This window comes from Brevundimonas sp. P7753, assembly GCF_013386595.1.
Taxonomy (GTDB): Bacteria; Pseudomonadota; Alphaproteobacteria; order Caulobacterales; family Caulobacteraceae; genus Brevundimonas; species Brevundimonas bullata.
The window spans coordinates 65,170-71,587 of record NZ_JACARP010000045.1 but is presented as its reverse complement, the minus strand read 5'-3'; the positions used below and the strand labels follow the sequence as shown (position 1 = coordinate 71,587).

At 67.6% G+C, this 6,418-nt stretch carries 7 protein-coding genes; 3 read left to right on the top strand and 4 right to left on the bottom strand.

Translation table 11 applies throughout. From position 1 onward, the window contains the following. Positions 1-91 precede the first annotated feature (91 nt). Positions 92-1,438: an O-antigen ligase family protein gene (locus tag HX774_RS20400; protein ID WP_370523472.1), complete on the bottom strand. Its 1,347-nt coding sequence runs from the start codon at positions 1,436-1,438 to the stop codon at positions 92-94. Positions 1,439-1,568: 130 nt separating this feature from the next. Between HX774_RS20400 and HX774_RS10230 the strand changes: the two genes are divergently transcribed. Continuing rightward, on the top strand, positions 1,569-2,351 hold the full coding sequence (locus HX774_RS10230) for a hypothetical protein (protein WP_178826538.1): 783 nt from the start codon (positions 1,569-1,571) through the stop codon (positions 2,349-2,351). Here the strand turns inward: HX774_RS10230 and HX774_RS10225 are convergent. Beyond that, positions 2,348-4,699, bottom strand: coding sequence for a UvrD-helicase domain-containing protein (locus tag HX774_RS10225; protein WP_178826536.1), 2,352 nt, complete (start codon positions 4,697-4,699; stop codon positions 2,348-2,350). The two genes, HX774_RS10230 and HX774_RS10225, sit on opposite strands and share 4 nt — an antisense overlap. A 149-nt stretch (positions 4,700-4,848) precedes the next feature. On the opposite strand from HX774_RS10225, the gene HX774_RS10220 reads away from it, so the two are divergent. Then, entirely contained in the window at positions 4,849-5,034 is a 186-nt protein-coding gene (locus HX774_RS10220) for a hypothetical protein (protein ID WP_178826534.1), read from the top strand. An 11-nt stretch (positions 5,035-5,045) separates the two neighbouring features. Beyond that, positions 5,046-5,357: a hypothetical protein gene (locus tag HX774_RS10215; protein ID WP_178826533.1), complete on the top strand. Its 312-nt coding sequence runs from the start codon at positions 5,046-5,048 to the stop codon at positions 5,355-5,357. Positions 5,358-5,464: 107 nt separating this feature from the next. Here HX774_RS10215 and HX774_RS10210 read toward each other — a convergent pair whose 3' ends face one another. Next, entirely contained in the window at positions 5,465-6,184 is a 720-nt protein-coding gene (locus HX774_RS10210; RefSeq protein WP_178826532.1) for an SIMPL domain-containing protein, read from the bottom strand. After that, positions 6,163-6,417, bottom strand: a complete 255-nt coding sequence (locus HX774_RS10205) for a ribbon-helix-helix domain-containing protein (protein WP_178826531.1) — start codon at positions 6,415-6,417, stop codon at positions 6,163-6,165. The genes HX774_RS10210 and HX774_RS10205 overlap by 22 nt, the downstream gene beginning before the upstream one ends. Position 6,418: the final 1 nt, after the last annotated feature.

The following is a 6,418-nucleotide window of genomic DNA, read 5'->3' as shown; positions in this document are numbered from 1 at the left end:
GGTCTGAACCGGGGCGGGCGCCGTCGGCTCGGGACGAGGCGCAGCCGCGACCGGCGCGGGCGCTTCTGCCTTGGCAGTCGGAAGGGTCGGTTCAGCGTCGTCGAGCGTGGAGAATAGGTCGGCCATCTACGCAGTCTGCGGTGATTCGGGGACCGGACTGGTAGGCTCCGCGTCGCTTCGGGGCAAGCGTCACCCGGTCGAACGGCGGCTCGGGATAGACGGCGCGCGCCAGGATCGCCAGGCACAGGGTCCAGGGCAGGCTCTGGGCGCTGAGCAGCACGCTCTCGGAGAAGGTCAGCAGGATATAGACGCTGAGATAGGCGATGCCCCAGAAGCCCTCGCGCAGGCCCGCCGTCGGCAGGCGCAGCAGGGTCAGGACATAGGACGAGGTCATGATCGTCCCGACCAGAATGGCGCCGGGCCAACCCAGCTGGACCAGCAGGTCGATCCAGCCGTTGTGGGCCGAGGGCACCACCCAGCCTGTCTGATAGCGAACCCATAGGGCGGGCTCAGAGTCCAGTCCCCAGAAGGCGTTGTAGCCGTAGCCGGTCCAGGGGCGCTCGGCGATCTTGACGAACAGGGCGTCCCAGATTCCTGTGCGCCCGGTCAGCGACGGGTCCTTGCCGAGTGCGGCGAGGATTTCGGCGGATTCATAGGTCCACAGCCACCAGCCCGCTGCGCCGCCGACGACGCCCATCCAGACGGCGGCGACCGCCAGGGCGGGGCCTCCGCGCTTGAGCGCCCAAAGCGCGCCGACCATGCCGACGCCCAGCATGATGCAGAGCAGGGAGGTCTTGGACCGGGCCGCCAAGACCAGCAGAAAGCAAAGCAGGATGGTCAGCAGCGGCGTCTTCCATCGCCGATCTTCGGATGCAGCCCAGGCCGCAGCCGCGGTTCCCCCCGCAGCCATGACCATCCCCATCTGATTCTTCTCGTACCAGATGCCGCGCCACATCCCGGCGTTGACGTCTTGATGCACGCCGATGGAGGGGACGGCGAAGACCATGAGGATGCTCAGCAGCCCCATGATGAAAGCGCAGTGGGTCAGCAAGCGCGGCAGGCAATGCCCGTGGAAGGTCGTTCCCAGATACATGGCGAACGAGCCGCTGATGACCATGGCGATGACCCGGCGGCCGGTCATGGACGGGTCGATCGACCAGTATTTGGAGGCGAAGGCCAGGGAGACGATACAGGCCCAGGCGAGCACGGCCGGCCAAGCCCGCGCGATGGTCTTGAAACGCAGCAGGACCAATCCGGCGACGATGGCGTAAACTGGCAGCCAGAACAGGCGCAGCAGCGGCGTCTCGCCCTGATCCGGCGCCAACACCGGCCCGATCAGGGCGCCGGTCAGCATACAGACGACAAAGCCCGCCGCGACCTGTTCCCATAGGGGCGGGCCGGGGTGAATGGCTTCAGGCTCTGGACGGACGGCGCGCACGGCGGCACGGTCGCCGAACAGGGTTAAGGAAGGGTAGGGGCCGGGCCGGACTGATGCGCTTCCGGCGGGAGGGTGAGCGCGTCTAGGTCGGCTTCGTCGAGCTGTTTTCGCGGATTTCGGGGGGAAGAGAATGCTGGAGTTGTTGTTTGGTCGTCGGGTGCGGCCGAAGCCGTTTCTGGATGAAGACGTGCAGGAGTGGCACCTGACGACCTGGGCGCTTTTGCTAGAGCGGTTCGGAGGAGAGGCGCCCTTTCGCGAGACGCCGCTGGTGCTGCCGACGCCCGACTATTTTCCCGCGACCGAGGCGCAGGGGCACGAGCGTGTTCAGCACATCCTTCGATGCGTCATGAACCTCATGGGTATCGGCGACTGGCCGTGTCGGCTGGAGGCGCTGCCGGAGCGGAGAGGCGGGATGCAGGTCGGCGCCTTCCTGACGCTGGAAGGCGAGGATGAACCGAACGGAACCTTCCATTTCGATGCGGACGGCGTCGCCGTGATCTCATACTCGCCGGAGCTGCTGGAGCGGACCTCGGACCTCGTCGCGACCTTGGCGCACGAGGCGGCGCACTACCTGCTGTCGGGGCAGGCGGATCTGGTCGAGGACGAGACCCATGAACTCGCCACGGATTTGATGGTCGCCTACACGGGCTTCGGCCTGTTCGGGGCCAATGCGGCCTTCAGCTTCGCCCAGCACGGCGACGCCTTCAGTCAGGGCTGGATGAGCCGCCGCTCGGGCTATCTGTCGCCGCGCAGCTGGGCCTTTGCACTGGCCGTATTCACCGCGCTCAAGGGCGACGACGGCGATATGGATCGCTGGCTGAAGCCGGAGGTCGCGCAACTGCGAAAGGCGGCCAGCCGCTATCTGGAGCGCTACCCGCAGGTCCTGGAGGGGCTGCGGCGGGTGCTTGTCTAGACGACCTTCTCGACGAAGCTGTCGATGACCTTTTTCTCGCCGGCCTTTTCGAAGGCGACGACCAGCTTGTTGCCCTCGACCGCGCGGACGGCGCCGTAGCCGAACTTCTGGTGGAAGACGCGGTCGCCGCGGGACCAGTCGCTGCCGGGCTTGGGGACGGCGGTGGCGATCAGGCGGCCGTCGCCCTCGATGATGGCCTTGCGGGCGGGCGTGGAGGCGGAACGCGCCGGCTGGCCCGAGGTGAAGCTCTGGGCGCGTTTCCAGCCGGGGCTGGAATAGCCGCTGCCGAAGGAGGGGGCGTCGTCCCAGCGGCTCTTGGCCTCCTTCATGCCGGTCGAGGCGCCGTAGTAGCCGGTGTCGGACTGGGGCTCGACGTGGGCCAGCGGCAGTTCGTCGACGAAGCGGCTGGGCAGTTGCGAGGTCCAGCGGCCATAGACTAGACGGTTGGCGGCGAAGCTGATGCGCGCGTCCTGCTTGGCGCGGGTGACGCCGACGTAGGCCAGGCGGCGTTCCTCCTCCAAGCCCTTCACGCCCTTTTCGTCGATGCTGCGCTGCGAGGGGAAGACGCCTTCCTCCCAGCCGGGCAGGAAGACCAGGGGGAATTCCAGCCCCTTGGCGCCGTGCAGGGTCATGATCTGCACCGCGCCGCTTTCGGACTCGGGCGCGGCCCGATCCAGGTCCATGACCAGGGACACGTGCTCCAGATAGGCTTGCAGGGTGTCGAAGGCCTGCATGGCCTGGGTCAGTTCCTTGAGGTTGTCCAGGCGCGTCTGGCCGCTGGTGCGGTCGGCCTTCTGCATGTCGGTGTAGCCGCTCTCGTCCAGCAGGGTTTCCGTCACCTGCCAGTGGGGCGTGCCCATGGCGGCCAGATCGCGCCAGCGGTCGAGGTCGCGGACGAAGTTGGCCAGGGGCGTGCGGGTGCGGGCCTGAAGCTCATCCGTCGTGATCAGGTGGCGGACGGCCTGCATGGCCGAGACCCCGTTCTCGCGCGCGATGTGCAGAATCTTCTGGACGCTGGTCTCGCCGATGCCGCGCTTGGGCACGTTGACGATGCGCTCGAAGGCCAGATCGTCGTCCTCGGACTGGATCAGGCGCAGGTAGGCGTGGGCGTCGCGGATCTCCGCGCGCTCGAAGAAGCGCGGGCCGCCGATGACCTGATAGGGGACGGCCAGCATGACGAAGCGCTCTTCGAACGCCCGCATCTGGAAGGAGGCGCGGACCAGGACGGCCATGTCCCGGTATTTCATGCCCTGTTTGCGGGCGGTCTCGATCTCGTCGGCGATCAGGCGGGCCTCGGCCTCACCGTCCCAGACGCCCCGCACGCGGACCTTGTCGCCGCTGTCGTCTTCGGTCCACAGGGTCTTGCCCAGACGGTCCTGATTGGTGGCGATCAGGGCCGAGGCGGCGCCGAGGATATGCTTGGTCGAGCGGTAGTTACGCTCCAGCTTGACGATCTTGGCGCCGGGGAAGTCGCGTTCGAAGCGCAGGATGTTGTCCACCTCGGCCCCGCGCCAGCCGTAGATCGACTGATCGTCGTCGCCGACGCAGCAGACATTGCCGGTCGAGGCGGTCAGCAGCCGCAGCCACAGGTACTGGGCGACGTTGGTGTCCTGGTACTCATCCACCAGGATGTAGCGGAACCGGCGACGATATTCCTCAGCCAGGTCAGCGTGTTTCGACAGGATGGTGAGGTTGTGCAGCAGGAGGTCGCCGAAGTCGCAGGCGTTCAGCGTGGCCAGGCGCTTCTGATAGGCGGCGTAGAGGGCGTGGCCCTTGCCGTTGGCGAAGTCTTCGCTCGGGGGCAGCTTCTCGGGCGTCCAGCCGCGGTTCTTCCAATGGTCGATCAGATGGGCCAGCGACTTGGGCGTGTGCTTCTTGGTGTCGATATTGGCGGCTTCGAGCAGTTGCTTCAGCAGCCGTTCCTGATCGTCGGTGTCCAGGATGGTGAAGCTGGACTTCAGCCCGACCAGTTCGGCGTGACGGCGAAGGATCTGGGCTGCGACCGAGTGGAAGGTGCCGAGCCAGCGCAGGCCCTCGGCCGAGGGGCCGATCAGGTGGGTGATCCGCTCGCGCATCTCGCGCGCGGCCTTGTTGGTGAAGGTGACGACCAGCAGTTCCCAGGGCTTGGCCCGGCCGGTGGCCAGGATGTGGGCCAGACGGGTGGTCAGGACGCGGGTCTTGCCGGTGCCTGCGCCGGCCAGGACCAGAACCGGCCCCTCGGTCGTCTCGACCGCCAGCCTCTGTTCGGGGTTGAGGCCGGACAGGTAGTCGCGAACGCCAGCGGCGGCGCCGTCGGGCGACTGGGCGCGCGCGAGGTCGGAAATGCGGGGGGCGGGCAGGTCGGTCACAGGATAAGCGGCTCACGCAGGGCGGATTCGGAGGAGAACATAAGCAGCACAGAGGCCAAAGTCAGGCCCCGATTGAAAATGGCCGGTGGGAACCGCCAAGCCTGACCCTCGTTCTCACGACCTCAGGGGAAGCAATGGAAGGGAAACGAATGGCCGAGAGTTCAAGCGGAGGCGGAAACGCCGGACTGGCCTTCATCGTCGGCGGCCTGGTGGTCGTGGTGGCGGTGCTGGCCTGGTTCCTATTGGGCCGTGGCGGCGCGCCGGAAACCAAGAATATCGACGTGGACGTGAAACTGCCCGAAGTGTCGGCTCCGGCCGTGCCGAGCGGCCAGTAAGGAGGCTCTGAATGACGGACCCCAATATCCCGCCGCCTGAGCGCGTCGTGCACCAGACGACGATCAACACCTCGGCCCCGGAGCGTAAGGGAGGCGGCGGCATGCTGGCCTTCATCGTCGGCGGCCTGATCGTCGCCGTCGCCGTGATCGGCTGGTTCCTCTATTCCGGCGGGCGGGCGCCCGCTGTGCCGGAAGCGCCGGAGGTCAATCTGGACATCAATGTTCCTGCGCCGAAGCTGCCGGACACGCCGCGCATGCCGGACATGCCGCGCCCGGCCGAACCGCCGACCGTGACGGCACCGGCGGCTGAGCCGCAGGGCTGAGAGTAGGAGACGCTGCCCGCGCAGGGCAGTCGTGAAGCGTCTATGAGCCCGCCGTGCCCGCAAGGGGCGGCGGGCTTTTTCTATGTCGGGACATCGGGGTCAGGCGGCTACTTCAGCCGGTAGCTGATGGTGGTCACGACGCGGACCTTCTTGTTCAGCGAAGTCGCCTCGTCGCCGGAGCCGTCGCGAGGCAGGATTTCGAACGAGCCCTGACCGGCTGACTTGATCGGGCCCAGAGGCGCGCCGGAGTCCTTGGCGAACTGGACGGCGCCGGTGCGGGCGGCGGCGGTGGCCTCGGCGATCATGGCGGGGCGGACGTCGTTCAGCCGTGTGAAGATGTAGGACGGACCCTGGAAGTCCTGCAGCACCACGCCCTGGCGCACCAGATCGTTGAGGTTGCGGGTGGTGGTCTGAACCCGGTCCACGTCGTTGGTCCGCACGACGACCGTCTGGTTCAGGATGAAGCGGGGCCCGCCGGTCTGGCTGGCGTATTCGCGCGAACGGGTGTCGGCGACGCCCAGGGGACCGAGATCGACCGAGGCGTCGGGATAGCCCTGGGCTTTCAGGAACTGGCGCACGATGATCAGGTCGCCGTCGATGCGGGCCTGAACCTCGGACAGGACCTCGCCCGAGGCGGTGAAGCGGATCGGCAGGACGGCGAGGTCGGCCTTCACGTCCTTTTCCGCCAGACCGCGCACGGTGACGGAGCGATCGCCGGCGCGAGCGTTGACCACGCCCTGACCGATCAGGGCGCCGGCGCCGATCAGGCCGACGGCCAGTAGGCCGCCGACGACGGCGGCGGGGATCAGGCGGCTGTCGGTGGCCATGTCTCGGTTCCTGCGAAGCTGTGGTCGCCGCCGGCCCATTGCAGGGCCAGCACGCGGCAGGCCGAGGCGAGGGGGCGACGGCCGCGCCAGGCGTCGATGCGGATCAACAAGGCGGCGCGGCCAAGGTTCAGTTCAGCCCCGATAGCGTCCAGCACGGCCCAGAACTCCGGCTCCAGCGCCACCGAGGTGGCGTGGCCCGACAGGAGGACCGAACGCTTGGCGAGGCTGCTCACG